We start from the raw sequence: 16,212 nt of genomic DNA on the forward strand, positions 1-16,212 counted from the left end.
CCTGACGGCACGCCGGCTCGTGGTGTTCCTCGCCTTCCTGACGGCACGCCGGCTCGTGGTGTTCCTCGCCTTCCTGACGGCACGCCGGCTCGTGGTGTGCCCCGCCTTCCTGACGGCACCCCCGCTCATGGAGTCCCCCGTCTCCCCGACGGCACCCCCGGCCGCGGCACCCCCCAGGTCCGCGGCGGTCATCCTCAGCACCGTGAGTCCGGCGGCGGCTGGGGCGAGCTCAGGGGTGCGCCGGTGGCCACACAGGCGTCGCAGGCCGCACCGCCCGGCCGTGCCACGCCGCGTCTTCCCCACCAGCGGTCGCAGTTCGGCGGCCCCCGCCAGGACTACATCGACGCCTTCGACCAGGACGACGACGTCTTCACGCCCCGCCGCGGTGCCGCCGGTCCCGTTCCCCTTACCGACGACCGCCGTACCGGAACGGGCACCGGGACCGACGACACGCCGGAGACCGGGGTCGAGGAGGAGCCGCGCAAGGCCAGGAGCAAGGGGCGTACGTTCGCCGGGATCGCGGCCGCCGCCGTCACGACCGTGCTCGCGGTGGTCGTCGCCGGCCAGTTCGTGAACGGGCGGGACGGCGCACCCGCACGGTCCTCGGCCGCCACCGACCAGGCCCGCGACACGCATGGCTACGCCACCCGCGGCAACGGCCGCCCGACCCCCTCCACCTCGCCCGACGCGAAACCGCTGACGTACGAGCAGGCGATGGGCGAGAAGTACCCCCTCAGTGCCACGCTGAAGGGCTCCGGGAAGTTCTTCGCGGTCCCCGGTTTCGCCAAAGCGCCCGGCACGGGGCAGAAGTACACCTACCGCGTGGATGTGGAGAAGGGACTCGGCCTCGACGGGGAACTGTTCGCGCAGGCGGTTCAGAAGACGCTCAACGACGACCGCAGCTGGGCCCACCACGGCGCCCGCACCTTCGAGCGCATCTACTCCGGCAAACCCGACTTCGTGATCACGCTCGCCAGCCCTGGTACCACCGCGGCCTGGTGCGCCAAGTCGGGACTGGACACGACGGAGGACAACGTCTCGTGCGACTCGGCCTCCACCGAACGCGTGATGATCAACGCTTATCGCTGGGCGCAGGGCTCGAAGACGTATGGTGACAAAATTCACGCCTACCGTCAGATGCTGATCAACCACGAGGTCGGCCACCGCCTCGGGTACGGCCATGTCAGCTGCCGGAAGGACGGCGAGCTTGCGCCGGTCATGCAGCAGCAGACGAAGTTCCTCGATCACGACGGAATCCACTGTCTGCCCAACCCCTGGCCCTTTCCCAGGAGTTGACAGGCAGCACTTTGGCCGCGTTGACATGTGCGCGGAGTTCGTTCATATTTCTCACCATGTCGTCCCGTCACGCCCTCAGCCGCGCCGCCATCGAGCTGGCGCTCATCGGCGTGACCTCGCTCTGCGTGGCCGACATTCACTGTTGCTGACGCCGCCCCAGGCGCTCGCGTCGCGATCTTGACCTTCTGCGTGACCTTTCGGCACTTCCGATCGGTTCACGGTTTTCCGACGGCTCGGCGCCTGGCAGACGTGTGCTCATCTCCGTCTCACCATTCGTTCACTTGTCTCGTAGATCGAGACGCGCCTTCGAGAGGTCGTCATTCCGATGCGTCAACCGTCCGTCATAGCGCGCCGCCTGGCAGCGGCATCCGTCGGCCTGGCCGTGGTAGCGGGCGCCGCCGCCTGCGGGCCGAAGGACAACGGTGTCAAGGCTGCCGGTGGCGACTCCGCGCCGCACAAGGGCGGCACGCTGACCGTCCTGAACTCCGACCCGCAGCAGGACTTCGACCCGGCGCGCCTGTACACCTCCGGCGGCGGCAACGTCCCCTCGCTGGTCTTCCGCACCCTCACCACCCGCAACCGCGCGAACGGCGCGGCCGGCGCCAAGGTCGTCCCGGACCTCGCGACCGACACCGGGCGCCCCAGCGAGAACGCGACCGTGTGGACGTACACGCTGAAGAAGGGCCTCAAGTTCGAGGACGGCACCCCGATCACCTCGGCCGACATCAAGTACGGCATCGAGCGCTCCTTCGCCCCCGAACTCTCCGGCGGCGCCCCCTACCTGCGCGACTGGCTGGTCGGTGCGGCGGACTACCAAGGCCCGTACAAGGACAAGAAGGGCCTCGCCGCGATCGAGACCCCGGACGAGCAGACCATCGTCTTCCACCTGAACAAGCCCGAGGGTGAGTTCCCCTACCTGGCCACGCAGACGCAGTTCACGCCTGTACCGAAGGCCAAGGACACCGGAACGAAGTACGAGGAGCACCCGGTCTCGTCGGGCCCGTACAAGGTCGTCGAGAACCAGAACGACGGTGAGCGGCTCGTTCTGGAGCGCAACACGAACTGGTCGGAGGACGACCAGCGCAAGGCCTACCCGGACAAGATCGACGTACGCTCCGGGCTCGACTCCTCCGTGATCAACCAGCGGCTGTCGGCGTCCCAGGGCGCGGACGCCGCCGCGGTCACCACGGACACCAACCTCGGCCCGGCCGAGCTCGCCAAGGTGACCGGCGACAAGGAACTGGCCTCGCGCGTCGGCACCGGCCACTTCGGCTACACGAACTACATCGCGTTCAACCCGACGGTCAAGCCGTTCGACAACGTCAAGGTGCGGCAGGCGATCTCGTACGCCATCGACCGTTCGTCGGTCATCAACGCCGCGGGCGGATCCGCGCTGGCCGAGCCCGCGACGACGTTCCTGCCCGACCAGAAGTCCTTCGGCTACACGCCCTACGACCTCTTCCCGGCGGGCGCGGCGGGCAACGCGGCCAAGGCCAAGGAGCTGCTCAAGGAGGCCGGGTACCCGAACGGGCTGACGGTCACCCTGACCCACTCCAACAGCAAGGACTTCGAGACCAGCCCGGAGATCGCCACCGCGATCCAGGACGCGCTCAAGCAGGCCGGCATCACTGTCAACCTCCAGGGCCTGGAGGAGAACGACTACAAGGACAAGATCCACAACGTCAAAACGGAGCCCGGATTCTTCCTCGCCCACTGGGGCGCCGACTGGCCGTCCGGCGGCCCGTTCCTCGCCCCGATCTTCGACGGCCGGCAGATCGTCAAGGACGGCGCGAACTTCAACACCGGCCTGCTGAACGACACGTCCGTCAACACCGAGATCGACGCGATCAACAAGCTGACCGACCTGGACGCCGCCGCGAAGCGGTGGGGCGCCCTGGACAAGAAGATCGGCGAGCAGGCCCTGACCGTGCCGCTCTTCCACCCCGTCTACAAGCGCCTGTACGGCAAGGACGTCAAGGACATCGTGATCAGCGACTGGACCGGTGTGCTGGACATCTCGCAGGTCGCGGTGAAGTAGCGCCGTGAGCGAGGCACTTGTCGCCTCTCAGGCCCCCGGGACGGACACACCCGTCCCGGGGGCCTCGGGGGCCCGTCTGTTCTGGCGGCGGCTGCGGGCGCAGCGCGTCGCCCTCGTCGCGGCGGCCGTCGTCGCGCTGCTCGTCCTGGTCGCGCTCGCCGCGCCGCTGCTCACCGCTCTCGAGGGCCAGGACCCGACCACGTACCACCCCACGCTCATCGACTCCGCCCGCGGCGGCGTCCCCGTCGGCTCCTTCGGCGGCGTGAGCGCCGACCACTGGCTCGGTGTCGAACCGCAGACCGGCCGCGACCTGTTCGCCAGGCTGGTCTACGGGGCGCGCATGTCACTCGGCGTCGCGCTCGCCGCGACCGTCGTACAGGTGGCCATCGGGGTCACGATGGGTGTCGCCTCCGCGCTCGGCACCCGATGGGTCGACCAGCTGCTCAGCCGCGCCACCGACATCATCGTCGCCATGCCGCTCATGATCATGTCGCTGGCGCTGCTCGCGATCGTGCCGTCGAGCTTCCCGCGGCCCGTCCTGGTCACCCTCGTCATCGGCCTGATCGCCTGGGGCAACATCGCCAAGATCGTGCGCGCGCAGACGCTCACGCTGAAGGGGCTCGACTACGTCTCCGCCGCCCGGCTCAGCGGCTGGGGCACCTGGCGGATCGCCCGTCGCGAGCTGCTGCCCGGTCTGGCCGCGCCCGTCATCACGTACGCCGCGTTGCTCGTTCCTACGAACATCTCGACCGAGGCGGCCCTGTCCTTCCTCGGCGTGGGCGTGAAGCCCCCGACACCGTCCTGGGGACAGATGCTCACCGCCGCCGACGTCTGGTACCAGGCGGCGCCGCAGTACCTGCTGCTGCCGGCCGGCGCCCTGTTCGTCACCGTCCTGGCGCTGACCGTCCTCGGCGACGGCGTGCGCACGGCGCTCGACCCGCGCGCGGCCTCCCGTCTGCGGATCGGCACGGGCCGCAAGAGCGAGGCCAAGGCAGACAAGGAGAAGACGGCATGAGCGGTCTCGGCGGATTCGCCCTGCGCCGGGCCGTCGGCGCCCTGGTCACCCTGTTCGCCATCTCGGTGATCATCTACGTGGTCTTCTACGCCACCCCCGGCAATGTCGCCCAGATCACCTGCGGCCCCCGCTGCTCGCCGGAGCAGGTGCACCAGGTGGCGCAGCAGCTGAAGCTCGGCGACCCGCTCTACCTGCGCTACTGGCACTTCCTCGAGGGCCTCTTCGTCGGCCAGGACTACTCGACGGGCACGTCGGTGCAGCACTGCACGGCGCCCTGCCTCGGGCTCTCCTACCAGAGCGACCAGCAGGTCCTGGACATCATCCTGACCAAACTGCCCGTCAGTCTGTCGCTGGTCCTCGGCGCCATGGTCCTGTGGCTCGTCCTCGGCGTCGGCACCGGCATGCTCTCCGCGTGGCGGCGCGGCAGGCTCACCGAGCGGGTGCTGACCGGCATCACCCTGGCGGGCACCGCCACGCCGGTCTTCGTCATCGGCCTGGTCCTGATGATCGTCGTCTGCGGCGAGCTGCAACTGCTGCCCTTCCCGCAATACGTGAACTTCACCGACGACCCCGAGCAGTGGGCGTGGAACCTGCTGCTGCCGTGGTTGTCGCTCGCCCTGATCGAGGCCGCCTCGTTCGCCCGTCTGACCAGGGCGGCGATGCTGGAGACGCTCGCCGAGGACCACATCCGCACCTTCCGGGCCTACGGCGTCGGCGAACGTTCGGTCATCGGACGGCACGCCCTGCGGGGCGCGCTCGCACCGGTCATCGCGCTGAACGCCAACAACGTCGGCTCCGCCGTCGGCGGCGCGGTGCTCACCGAGACGCTCTTCGGCCTTCCCGGCATCGGACAGGAACTGGTGCACGCGGTGGCGGTCGTCGACCTGCCGGTGGTCGTCGGCATGGTCCTGGTCATCGGCTTCTTCGTGGTCATCGCCAACGCCGTCGCCGACGTGCTCTACGCGGTGGCCGACCGACGGGTGGTACTGACATGAGCGACTCCAAGGCTGCGCCGACGCCGCTGGTGGAAGTGACCGATCTCGCCGTCGAGTTCGGCGATCTGCGCGCCGTCGACGGCCTCTCCTTCCGGCTCGCCAGGGGCGGCGCACTGGGTCTGGTCGGCGAGTCCGGTTCGGGTAAGTCCACCGTCGCCTCGGCGCTGCTCGGGCTGCACCGCGGTACGGGCGCCGTGGTGCGCGGCTCGATCCAGGTCGCCGGGACCGACGTGACACGGGCCTCCGACGACGAACTGCGGCGGCTGCGCGGCGGAAAGGCCGCGATGGTCTTCCAGGACCCGCTGTCGTCGCTGGACCCCTATTACGCGATCGGCGACCAGATCGCCGAGGTCTACCGGGTGCACACGCGAGTGTCACGGCGTGCGGCACGCGCGCGTGCCGTCGAAGTCCTCGACCGGGTGGGGATCCCGGACGCGGTACGGCGGTCCCGTTCGCGCCCGCACGAGTTCAGCGGCGGTATGCGCCAGCGGGCCCTGATCGCCATGGCGCTCGCCTGCCAGCCCGAGCTGCTGATCGCCGACGAACCGACCACCGCGCTGGACGTGACCGTCCAGGCCCAGATCCTCGACCTGCTGCACACGCTGCGGGAGGAGACCGGGATGGGGCTGCTGCTGGTCACGCACGACGTGGGCGTCGCCGCCGAGAGCGTCGACGAGGTGCTCGTCATGCGGCACGGCAGGGTCGTCGAGCACGGCCCGGTCGCCACCGTGCTGGGGGAGCCTCGCCAGGAGTACACGCGGGAACTGCTGGGCGCGGTGCCGCGCGTGGACGTGCCCAGGAACTCGCCGGGCTCCGCCTCGGACGAGATCGTCCTGGAGGCGGTGGGGCTGCGCCGTGAATTCGGCCACGGCTCACGGCGCTTCGCCGCGGTGGACGACGTGTCGCTGGCGCTCCGGCGCGGCGAGACCCTCGGCGTCGTAGGCGAGAGCGGCAGTGGGAAGACCACCCTCGGGCGCATGCTGGTCGGGCTGCTGCAGCCAACGGCCGGCGAGGTCCGCTACGAGGGCGGTGTGCGGACCGGGGTGGGCCCGGCCGTGCAGATGGTCTTCCAGGACCCCGTCTCCTCCCTCAACCCCCGCCGCAGTGTGGGCGAGTCGATCGCCGACCCGTTGCGGGCACGCGGGCTCGGGCGCAGCCAGGAGTGGGGGAGGGACGAGCAGAGCATCCGGCACCGCGTGCGGGAACTGCTCGAACGCGTGGGGCTCGACGGGGCGCACTACGACCGCTACCCGCACGAGTTCAGCGGCGGGCAGCGGCAGCGCGTCGGCATCGCCCGGGCGCTCGCCGCCGACCCCCGGGTCATCGTCTGCGACGAGCCGGTCTCCGCGCTCGACGTCACCACCCAGGCCCAAGTCGTCGCCCTTCTAGGCGAGTTGCAGCGCGAACTCGGCCTGTCGCTGGTCTTCGTGGCGCACGACCTCGCCGTGGTGCGCCAGGTCAGCGACCGGGTCGCGGTGATGCGCCAGGGACGGATCGTCGAGTACGGTCCTGCCGACGAGGTGTACGAGTCGCCCCAGGACCCCTACACCAAGCAGCTCCTGGCCGCCGTCCCTGCCCTCGATCCGGCCGTGGCGACCCAGCGGCGCAGCGCGCGCAGGGAGTTGGCGACGGCGTGAGACCCCTTCGTGCGAACGGCACGGGACCGGCCCGCTTCGCAACGCAAAGTAGTCCCCTGGTCCCCTAGCGCGAGCAAACGCGGTCCGCGCGGGAAAGTTACGTCCGTTCACCCCTTTTGGTGGCGCGATGGACAACCGTCCATCGCGCCACCGGCATATCCGCATACGTTCGTCCCGCTGCGAGCCGCCGGGGTCAACGACGGCTCGAATACGGGAGATCGGGGGTGCACTCGTGCGGATCGGACTGGTTACGGAGGGTGGCTACCCGTATGTGAGCGGTGACGCCAGGCTCTGGTGCGACCGGCTCGTGCGCGGGCTCGGGCAGCATGAGTTTGATCTCTACGCACTCAGCCGCACAAAGCGGCAGGAGACCGACGGCCGGCTCTCGCTGCCGCCGCAGGTCGTCGGGGTGCGGACGGCGTCGCTGTGGACCACGGAGGATGTCGCGCCCGCTCACGGGCGCCGGGCCCGGCGGCGGTTCGCCGAGGCGTACGGGGAGTTGGCCGCCGCACTCTGCACGGCACCCGAGCCGGGCACACCGCAGAACGCGGCGGAGCCGTTCGGCCATGAGGCGGACCGTTTCGGCAGTGCCCTGTACGCGCTCGCCGAACTCGCCCGTGACGAGGGCGGGCTGACCGCCGCCCTGCGTTCCGAGACCGCCCTGCGCGTCCTGGAACAGGCCTGCCGTGCACCGCACGCCCTGCGCGCCGCGCGGACGGTGCGCCTCCCCGAACTGCTCGAGGTCGCCACGCGGATCGGACGCGCCCTGCGCCCCCTCTCGCTCGACTGGTACGAGGACGACGGGCTCGGCGCGGCAGATCTGTGCCACGCCACCACGGGCGGCGCGGCGGCCCTCACCGGACTGCTCGCCGGGCACTTCACGGGCGTGCCGCTGCTGGTCACCGAATACGGCGTACAGCTTCGGCAGCACTACTTGAGGGCGCCAGAGGCGTCGCCGACCGTGCGTGCGCTGCTCGCCCACTTCCACCGGCGGCTGGCCGCGGAGGTGTACCGGAAGGCGGCCTGCATCACCCCCGGCAACACCCACTCCCGTCGCTGGCAGGAGCGGTGCGGCGCCGACCGGTCCAGGCTGCGCACGGTCTACCCCGGTATGGAGGCGTCCCGTTTCACAGAGGTGGGCGAGTCGGCCGACCGCGCGGACCCCGGCACGGTGGTCTGGGTGGGCCGCATCGAACCCGCCAAGGACCTGATCTCCCTGCTGCACGCCTTCGCGGAGATCCGTAAAGAGGAGCCGCGGGCCCGGCTGCGGATCGTGGGGGCCCCGGCGGACGCCGAGGGCACCGTCTATCTCGGCCACTGCAGGGCTCTCGCCGCGCAGCTGTTCCCCGACGAGGCCGAGGGCGTGCACTCCGTGGGCGACAACCCGGTGTCCTTCGAGGAGATCGGCGGCCCGGAGGTGCCGGACCTGGCGGAGGCCTATGCGGGCGGGGCGGTCGTCGTCCTGTCGAGCGTCGTCGAGGGGTTTCCGATCGGCCTGGTGGAGGCCATGTTCTGCGGCCGTGCGACGGTGTCCACGGACGTGGGCGCGGTCGTCGAGGTCATCGGCGGTACGGGGCTGGTCGTCCCGCCGCGCAACCCGCGGGCACTCGCGGAGGCGTGCCTGGCGCTGCTGCGCGACCCCGAGCGCCGTGAGCGCCTCGGCGCGGCCGCCCGCGCACGCGCCCTGGAGCTGTTCACGGTCGAGCAGAACGTAGCAGCATTTCACTGCATTTACCTGGATGTCGTCTCCCATGCGCCGGTACGGCGGGTGGTCGTGGACGACGCCGGTGAACCGCTGCCCTTCGGAGCGCCGGCGGAGTCCTGTCTGCCGGGCCGCTGGACCGAGGTGCGGCGGCCGGGTTCCGGACCGCGCTGGGCGTGGGAGCCGGGCGACGCGACCGCACCCGGAAGCACCACCGGGCACCTCCAGGAACCCGTTCCGGCAGCGGAGGGGGCGCGATGAGCGACGTGGGGGAACTGGACCGACCCGGCGTACCCGGCAGCCCCGGCTCCTGGGATGGACGGTCGGAGGAATGGCTGGACGGGGCGTGGGAGCGAGCCACGGGCGAGGAGGGGGAGGCGGAGACGTCCGGGAGCGCGGACGAGGCGGTTGCGGACGGCGAACACCACAGCCGGGCCGACGGCCGGACGGAGTCCGTCACGAAGAGCCCCACTTCGGTGGCTCAGAACACCACTTCAGCGGCCCGGACCCTCGCTTCGTCGGCCCCGTGGGACTCCGACGGCGGATCCCCGGCCGGGGCGGACACGGAGTCCCGCGCGCCGGAGCGTGCGCCCGGGACCAGCGACACCACCAGTCCGGCACCCGCCGGGAGTGCCCTCCGGGCCGGCGGGCCCGCCGGCCGCCGTGCCGGCGCCGACCCGGTCAAGGCACTCATGCACCGTCACCGCGACCTGTGCGAGCGCGCCGTCGACCCGCTGGAGATCGCGGCCGGTCTGGAGGCGCACGGGCTGACCGACCGCGCGGCCGCCCACTACCGCCACCGGGACGTGTTCTCGCTCGCCGAGGAGATGTACGCGCGCGTGCCACGCGGCGGCGACCGGCCACCGCCACGCACCGGCCCCGGCGAAGCGCCCAGGGAACGCCGGGCGTGGGCCGTCCTCGCCCTGCTCCCGGGCGCGCTGGGCACGGCCACGGTCATCGGGTTGCGGTTCACGGAAGGCGGTGTCCGCCTCGCCGTCGCGGCGGGGGGCGCGCTCGCCGTCGTGTTCGGTCTGCGGGCGGCAGTCGCTCGCGGCCCCTTGCGCGCCCCCGCGCACGCCACCTCCGGCGGCGCACGCGCGGCGACGTACTCGCTCGTCCTCTACACCCTCCTCGGCGACGGCCTGCTACGCGCGGCACTGGACGGCGGCCCGCACGGCACTTGGCCCCTGGCCACCGGCCCGGTTCTCGCCCTGATCCTGGCCTGCGGCCCCGCCGCCTGGTGCGCTCGCCTCTTTGCCGTACGCGCCGGCCGCCGACTCCGCGCGAGCCGCGGTCTCGCGGAGTTCGCGTCCTCGGTGACCCCGCTGCTTCTCGGCGTCTTCGGTCTCTTCCTGTGTGCCCTCGGCGCACTGCTCGCACTGTGCGGAGCGCTGCTCGGCGAACCCGCCGCGTACGCCGGAGCCGGCGCGCTGGGCGGCCTCCTCCTGCTCGCCCGGCTGCTGGTCGCGCGCGGCTTCGTCCGCGGCCCGGCGTTCGTCCTCGGCACCGCGGCGATCGCCGAGGCCGCGGCCCTGGCCACGGTCTTCGCCGCCAGGCTCCCGGGTTGCTCGGTCCTGGACGCACCGGTCCGGCACCTGGCCGACGCCTGGGGCGCGGACGCCGTCCCCGCCCTGGTCTGCGCTCCCGCGGCCCTGGCCCTGTTGATCCACGCGATCCGCACCCTGACCCGGGCCTCGGCCCATGTACGGCCGCCCGGTTCACCCTGAGCCCCCGGTTCCCGGCACCCCACCTCCGACGCCATGAACCAGGACCGCCGCCCGGGGCCTCGCACCCGGGCCCCTTCTCCCGCGGGGCCGACACCGCGGGCCCCTCTCATCCCACGGCATCACCCCCGAAGGAGAAAGACAGATGATCACCTCCCGAACCGGAGAGTCCGCCCCGGGAGCCGCCCGATGAGGGTCCTGCTGATCGGAGCCAACGGATACCTCGGCCGGTTCGTCGCCGACCGCCTGCTCGCCGACCCGGCCGTGCAGCTCACCGCGCTCGGCCGCGGCGACGACGCCGATGTACGGTTCGACCTCGCCTCGGGCAGCCCCGGCGCACTCACCCGGTTCCTGGACGCCGTGCACCCCGGGGTCGTCATCAACTGCGCCGGAGCCATCCGCGGCGGCGCCCGCGATCTCACCCGGCACAACACCGTGGCCGTCGCCACCGTCTGCGAGGCCCTGCGCCGCAGCGGCTGCGGGGCCCGCCTGGTGCAGATCGGCTGCGGCGCCGAGTACGGCCCCAGCCAGCCGGGATCCTCCACGGCCGAGGACGCCGTACCGCGTCCCGGTGGCCCGTACGGTGTCAGCAAGCTCGCCGCCACGGAACTGGTCCTCGGTTCGGGGCTCGACGCGGTCGTGCTCCGCGTCTTCTCGCCCGCCGGCCCCGGTACCCCCGCCGGATCGCCGCTGGGCCGGCTCGCCGAGGCCCTGCGCCGCGCCATGCAGTCCGGCGACGGCGAGCTCAAGCTGGGCGGTCTCGGTGTCCAGCGCGACTTCGTGGACGTCCGCGACGTCGCCCGCGCGGTCCACGCCGCGTCCCTCTCCGCCGCCCAGGGTGTGATCAACATCGGTTCCGGCCGGGCCGTGCGCCTTCGCGACGCGGCCGCCGTCCTGGCCCGCGTGGCCGGCTACGGCGGCAACCTGCACGAACTCGACGGGCCTCCCGTCCCGGGACGGCCCGCCATCGGCCATCCGCGGCACGACCCGGAGCACGTCGTCCCGGTCGCCTACCCCTACCCGGACGGCTGCGGCAGCTGGCAGCAGGCCGATGTCCGCACCGCCCGCGACCGGCTCGGCTGGCGGCCTCGGATCAACCTCGAGGAGTCCCTGGCCGACATCTGGATGGAGGCGGCATGCCGCATCTGATCAGCACCACCGCGGGCTCCACGAGCACCGGGCTGGGTGTCGGCCTCGGGATCCCCGGCTATGCGCACCCGCTCGTCGCCCCGCTGGAATGGGGTGAGCTCACTCGGCCGGGCACCCCGGTGCACTGGGCCGTCCTCAATGTGAGCGGCGGTCCCGGAACATGCCCGGACCCGCACTGCCTGGAGGCCGCGGGACAGCTGCGCAACGCGGGCGTCCGTGTACTCGGTCACCTCGACGTCACCTACGGCGCCCGCACCTTGGACGAAATGCTCTCCGACGCGCATCGCTATCTCGACTGGTACCGGGTCGACGGCTTCTTCCTGGACCGCTGCCCGACCGAACGTTTCGCCCTCCCCGAGGTCCGCCGCACGGTCACCGCGCTCCGTGCGCTCCTCGCCCCCGGGCACATCGTTCTGGGGCACGGCACCCACCCGTATCCCGGGTACGCAGAGAACGCCGACCAGCTGGTCACGTTCTCCGGCTCCTGGAGCGACTACCGGTGGTCGCAGGTGGCCGAGTGGACCGCCGACTACCCGCCCGAGCGTTTCTGCCACTTCGTGCACGGTGTGCCCCGCAGCCACCTGGAGGAGGCGTTGCGGATCGCGCGCTGGCAGGGAGCCGAGACGATCTGGTTCACCGACCGCTCGGACCGGGGCGGCCGCACCGTCCCCTGGGAGGCGATGCCCGGCTACTGGGACGAAATTGTCTCGCGCCTCGGAACGGGTGTCTCGGAATGAAGGAGGGCGTGGCAGTGTTACGGGGAGAACAACCGTAGTGATTGACCGACCAACGGAGTCCCCGTGTCGCTGCCACCCCTGGTTGAGCCGGCTGCCGAGCTCACCGTAGACGAGGTCCGCAGGTACTCCCGCCACCTGATCATCCCCGATGTCGGGATGGACGGGCAGAAGCGGCTGAAGAACGCGAAGGTGCTCTGTGTGGGCGCGGGCGGTCTGGGCTCGCCCGCGCTGATGTACTTGGCCGCGGCCGGCGTGGGAACGCTGGGGATCGTGGAGTTCGACGAGGTCGACGAGTCGAACCTGCAGCGGCAGATCATCCACAGCCAGGCCGACATCGGCCGCTCGAAGGCCGAGTCCGCGCGTGACTCGGTCCAGGGCATCAACCCTTACGTGAACGTGATCCTTCACGAGGAGCGGCTCGAGGCCGACAACGTGATGGACATCTTCAGCCAGTACGACCTGATCGTCGACGGCACGGACAACTTCGCGACCCGCTACCTGGTCAATGACGCCTGCGTGCTGCTGAACAAGCCGTACGTGTGGGGTTCCATCTACCGCTTCGACGGCCAGGCCTCCGTCTTCTGGTCCGAGCACGGCCCCTGCTACCGCTGCCTCTACCCGGAGCCCCCGCCGCCGGGCATGGTCCCGTCCTGCGCCGAGGGCGGCGTCCTCGGTGTGCTGTGCGCGTCCATCGGCTCCATCCAGGTCACCGAGGCGATCAAGGTCCTCACCGGCACGGGAGAGCCGCTGGTCGGCCGACTGATGATCTACGACGCACTGGAGATGCAGTACCGCCAGGTCAAGGTCCGTAAGGACCCCAACTGCGCTGTCTGCGGCGAGAACCCGACCGTCACCGAGCTCATCGACTACGAGGCCTTCTGCGGCGTCGTCTCCGAGGAGGCCCAGGCTGCGGCCGCCGACTCGACGATCACTCCCAAGCAGCTCAAGGCGTGGATCGACGACGGCGAGAACATCGAGATCATCGACGTCCGTGAGCCGAACGAGTACGAGATCGTCTCCATCCCGGGCGCCCGGCTGATCCCGAAGAACGAGTTCCTCATGGGCTCCGCCCTGGAAGGTCTCCCGCAGGACAAGAAGATCGTCCTGCACTGCAAGACGGGTGTCCGCAGCGCGGAGGTCCTCGCCGTCCTGAAGTCGGCTGGCTTCGCGGACGCGGTCCACGTGGGCGGCGGCGTGATCGGCTGGGTCAACCAGATCGAACCGCACAAGCCGGTCTACTGATCATCGGTCTCGCTGACCAGCGGGACTGAAGAAGCCCACGGCTCTGACCAGTTCAGATGCCGTGGGCTTCTGCCGTTGTCGGTCGGCCTCGGGCGGCCCAGAGACGGCCCGGCGCCCACCCGGGCATCCACTGCAGCCGCTGCCAGCCGGAACTCCCTGGGCACAGCGGCGTTCACGGTGGTGTGATGCACCTGGCCTCGGCGACCGAGTCCAGCGCCTGCAGGTACCGGGCAAAACGCCGGTGCTCGGCAGGTTCCTCGTCTGTTCCCTGATCCAGGGTCAAACGTCTACCAGGCCGAGCAGGCCGGCGGAGTCATACCGGACGAGTCAATCGGCAGGAGGGGGCACACGCGCCCCCTCCTGCCCGTGCAGGGTCCTGACGGAGGTCAGGGTGACTCAGTAGCGGAAGGGGCGCTACAAGCGCCCACCCCTCGGAGCACCAGCCCCTCGAACGGCTCGGCTCGTTCCTGCCGTTCGGCCGCCGGTCCGAAAGAGACGGCCTGCTCCGAGACCGTTCCGGCGACGAAGTTCAGCATCCAACTTCTCTTCTCCAGTCCCCGAGCGTCCTGGGTGGTGAACGATTGCTGCCCCATCTCGCGCCAGCCGCGGCCCTTCAGCCCGGCGACGACCTTGGCGACGGCCTCCGGATCCGGCTTGGTGCCGGTCCGTACGATGGCACCCACCTCGCAGGGACTGAGCAGCTCCTTCGCGGCGATGAAGCGCGGTGGCCCGAAGTCCCCGGCGGCGAGGGCCGCCCGGATGTCGTCCTTCACCGCGTCAGGGGTCACCGTCGCCTGGTCTGCCGCCACCGCCGAGCGGCCCCCCCGGCTTCCGCTTCCCCACCTGAGCCGCCGCAAGCTGTCAGTACCACGGCCGCCACGATCACAGCCGCAGCCGTCCCCACCCCGCGCATCTCTCTCCCACCCCATAGATCACACATGCAGCGGCGGAGTCTCTCACAGGGCCGCCGCGAACTCGTCGGCGCGATTACCCGTGCTGTGTCTGCCATCGCGGCACTTGGCGGTGGGGCCGGGCGTCCTGCGGCTCGACCAGCCGTTCCGGTGGCGAGGGCTGCGGGTCCCCGCGGGTGACCCGAGTCCCGTCGTCAGGAGCAGACCTTGCCGTCCTTCGGGACCGTTCCGTTCAGCAGGTACGCGTTCACCGTGGAGTCCACGCAGCTGCTGCCGCTCCCGTAGGCGCCGTGTCCCTCGCCCTTCCAGGTGAGCTCGACGCCGACCCCCTCGCCCAGGCCGTCGGCCATCTTCCGGGCGCCCTCGTAAGGTGTTGCCGGGTCCCCGGTGTTGCCCACCAGCAGTACCGGTGCCGCTCCCGGGGCACTGACCTTCGGATGGTCGAACTGCCCGGCCACCGGCCAGTCGTGGCACCAGCCGGCGGTGTCCCAGCCCAGGAAGTCACCGAACACGGGCGAGATCTTCTCGAACTCCGGCAGCAGTTCCTTCGTCTCCTGCGGCGTCGGCCGACGTCTGTCGTCGAGGCACGATATGACTCGCTGCGAGTGCGTCGTCGTGCCGTAGCGCCCGGAGGCGTCCCGTTCGTTGTAGTTGTCGGCGAGGCTCAGCAGTGCGGAACCGTCCCCGGCCTGGGCTGACTGGAGCGCGGCGGTGAGCGCGGGCCAGCTCTCCTTGCTGTAGAGCGGCAGCACGATGCCGGTGAGGGCCAGGGACTGGTTGAGCTTGCGGCCGGACGAGGTCGGCAGCGGTTTCGCGTCGATCCGCTTCAGCAGGTCCGCGATCTTCCGGGAACCCTGCTTGGGGTCCTGGCCCGTCGACTTCAGGTAGTCGTCGAGAGCGCGCTGGAAGCCACGGGTCTGGTTCTTCGCGTGGCCCACGCTGTCGGCGGTCGGGTCCACGACGGCGTCCAGCACCACCCGCCCGACATTCTTCGGGAACAGGTGGGCGTACACCCCGCCCAGTTCGGTGCCGTAGGAGATTCCGAAGTAGTGCAACTTCTGGTCGCCGAGGACCTGTCGCATCAGGTCCATGTCGCGTGCGGTGTCGGTCGTCGAGACGTGCGAGAGCAGCTTCCCGGCGGCCTTGGCGCACCCCTTGCCGAAGGCGGCGGCGTCGTCGAAGTACGCCTTCTCCTCGGCGGCGTCGTCCGGGGTCACGTCGATGCTTTCGGCGGCCTCGATCGCCTTGTCGTCGCGGCAGCGTATGCCCTCGCTGGCACCGACCCCGCGCGGGTCCCAGCTCACCAGGTCGTAGCGCTCATGGAGTTTGGCGACCATGCTCCCGTACGACGGCATCATCGAGATGCCGGAGCCTCCGGGGCCGCCGAAGTTGAACACGAGGGAGCCGATGCGCTTGCCTCCGGTCGCCTTGGAACGGATCAGCGCCAGACCGATCGTCTCGCCTCCCGGCTTCGCCCAGTCCAGCGGCACCTCGAGTGTCGCGCACTGCCAGTCGCCGCCGGGCGCAGGTGCGGTTTTGCAGCGGCCCCACTCGAGCTTCTGGGAGGTGAGCGAGGAGGGCAGCTCAGAGGAGGCCGCCGGACGTGACGCCGCGGACGGACGGGATCCGCCCTTCGCATCGTCCGCGCCGGAACCGGAGCCGGCCGCGCCGCTGCCGCAACCGGTCAGCAGTAGCGCGGCTGCGACCGCGGCGGTCCATTGTGCGAAACGTGGCATGTGCACCCCCCTGACGAGCTCCCCGCACGG

Annotated in this window: 13 protein-coding genes; 11 read left to right on the forward strand and 2 right to left on the reverse strand. The window is 71.0% G+C overall.

Translation table 11 applies throughout. The features are described from left to right. The 11 genes from ACWDA7_RS08250 to moeZ form a co-directional block, all read left to right on the forward strand. On the forward strand, positions 1–1,296 hold a 1,296-nt coding region (locus ACWDA7_RS08250; RefSeq protein WP_450603356.1), incomplete at its 5' end, for a DUF3152 domain-containing protein. Between the two features lie 56 nt (positions 1,297–1,352). Beyond that, complete coding sequence (locus ACWDA7_RS08255) at positions 1,353–1,445, forward strand: Ms4533A family Cys-rich leader peptide (protein ID WP_359396613.1); 93 nt, start codon at positions 1,353–1,355, stop codon at positions 1,443–1,445. A gap of 176 nt (positions 1,446–1,621) precedes the next feature. Continuing rightward, the gene (locus ACWDA7_RS08260) at positions 1,622–3,334 is read left to right on the forward strand and encodes an ABC transporter substrate-binding protein (RefSeq protein ID WP_450603357.1); all 1,713 of its coding nucleotides are present in this window, start codon (positions 1,622–1,624) and stop codon (positions 3,332–3,334) included. Between the two features lie 4 nt (positions 3,335–3,338). Then, complete coding sequence (locus tag ACWDA7_RS08265; RefSeq protein WP_450603358.1) at positions 3,339–4,349, forward strand: ABC transporter permease; 1,011 nt, start codon at positions 3,339–3,341, stop codon at positions 4,347–4,349. Further along, positions 4,346–5,344, forward strand: coding sequence for an ABC transporter permease (locus tag ACWDA7_RS08270; RefSeq protein WP_450603359.1), 999 nt, complete (start codon positions 4,346–4,348; stop codon positions 5,342–5,344). The genes ACWDA7_RS08265 and ACWDA7_RS08270 overlap by 4 nt, the downstream gene beginning before the upstream one ends. Then, complete coding sequence (locus ACWDA7_RS08275; RefSeq protein WP_450603360.1) at positions 5,341–6,981, forward strand: dipeptide ABC transporter ATP-binding protein; 1,641 nt, start codon at positions 5,341–5,343, stop codon at positions 6,979–6,981. The genes ACWDA7_RS08270 and ACWDA7_RS08275 overlap by 4 nt, the downstream gene beginning before the upstream one ends. Before the next feature lie 232 nt (positions 6,982–7,213). After that, complete coding sequence (pelF, locus tag ACWDA7_RS08280; protein WP_450603361.1) at positions 7,214–8,944, forward strand: GT4 family glycosyltransferase PelF; 1,731 nt, start codon at positions 7,214–7,216, stop codon at positions 8,942–8,944. After that, on the forward strand, positions 8,941–10,410 hold the full coding sequence (locus tag ACWDA7_RS08285) for a hypothetical protein (RefSeq protein ID WP_450603362.1): 1,470 nt from the start codon (positions 8,941–8,943) through the stop codon (positions 10,408–10,410). Before pelF ends, ACWDA7_RS08285 begins: the two co-directional genes overlap by 4 nt. Positions 10,411–10,596: 186 nt before the next feature. Then, positions 10,597–11,556, forward strand: coding sequence for an NAD-dependent epimerase/dehydratase family protein (locus ACWDA7_RS08290; RefSeq protein ID WP_359396598.1), 960 nt, complete (start codon positions 10,597–10,599; stop codon positions 11,554–11,556). After that, positions 11,544–12,293, forward strand: coding sequence for a spherulation-specific family 4 protein (locus tag ACWDA7_RS08295; protein ID WP_450603363.1), 750 nt, complete (start codon positions 11,544–11,546; stop codon positions 12,291–12,293). The genes ACWDA7_RS08290 and ACWDA7_RS08295 overlap by 13 nt, the downstream gene beginning before the upstream one ends. A gap of 63 nt (positions 12,294–12,356) precedes the next feature. Then, positions 12,357–13,535: an adenylyltransferase/sulfurtransferase MoeZ gene (moeZ, locus tag ACWDA7_RS08300; RefSeq protein ID WP_359396593.1), complete on the forward strand. Its 1,179-nt coding sequence runs from the start codon at positions 12,357–12,359 to the stop codon at positions 13,533–13,535. Between the two features lie 386 nt (positions 13,536–13,921). On the opposite strand, the gene ACWDA7_RS08305 is transcribed toward moeZ, so the two are convergent. Both ACWDA7_RS08305 and ACWDA7_RS08310 read right to left on the reverse strand, forming a co-directional pair. Next, a complete protein-coding gene (locus ACWDA7_RS08305) occupies positions 13,922–14,344 on the reverse strand; it encodes a hypothetical protein (RefSeq protein WP_450603364.1) in 423 nt (140 codons plus the stop codon). A 296-nt stretch (positions 14,345–14,640) separates the two neighbouring features. Next, a complete protein-coding gene (locus ACWDA7_RS08310) occupies positions 14,641–16,182 on the reverse strand; it encodes an alpha/beta hydrolase (RefSeq protein WP_450603365.1) in 1,542 nt (513 codons plus the stop codon). Between the last annotated feature and the right edge of the window lie 30 nt (positions 16,183–16,212).

This window comes from Streptomyces sp. NPDC001156 (assembly GCF_053598275.1).

Coding starts and splice junctions, on each gene's coding strand:
- ACWDA7_RS08255 (WP_359396613.1), top strand. CDS start 1,353: ATGTCGTCCCGTCACGCCCTCAGCCGCGCCGCCATCGAGCTGGCGCTC.
- ACWDA7_RS08260 (WP_450603357.1), top strand. CDS start 1,622: ATGCGTCAACCGTCCGTCATAGCGCGCCGCCTGGCAGCGGCATCCGTC.
- ACWDA7_RS08270 (WP_450603359.1), top strand. CDS start 4,346: ATGAGCGGTCTCGGCGGATTCGCCCTGCGCCGGGCCGTCGGCGCCCTG.
- ACWDA7_RS08275 (WP_450603360.1), top strand. CDS start 5,341: ATGAGCGACTCCAAGGCTGCGCCGACGCCGCTGGTGGAAGTGACCGAT.
- ACWDA7_RS08285 (WP_450603362.1), top strand. CDS start 8,941: ATGAGCGACGTGGGGGAACTGGACCGACCCGGCGTACCCGGCAGCCCC.
- ACWDA7_RS08290 (WP_359396598.1), top strand. CDS start 10,597: ATGAGGGTCCTGCTGATCGGAGCCAACGGATACCTCGGCCGGTTCGTC.
- ACWDA7_RS08295 (WP_450603363.1), top strand. CDS start 11,544: ATGCCGCATCTGATCAGCACCACCGCGGGCTCCACGAGCACCGGGCTG.
- ACWDA7_RS08310 (WP_450603365.1), bottom strand. CDS start 16,182: ATGCCACGTTTCGCACAATGGACCGCCGCGGTCGCAGCCGCGCTACTG.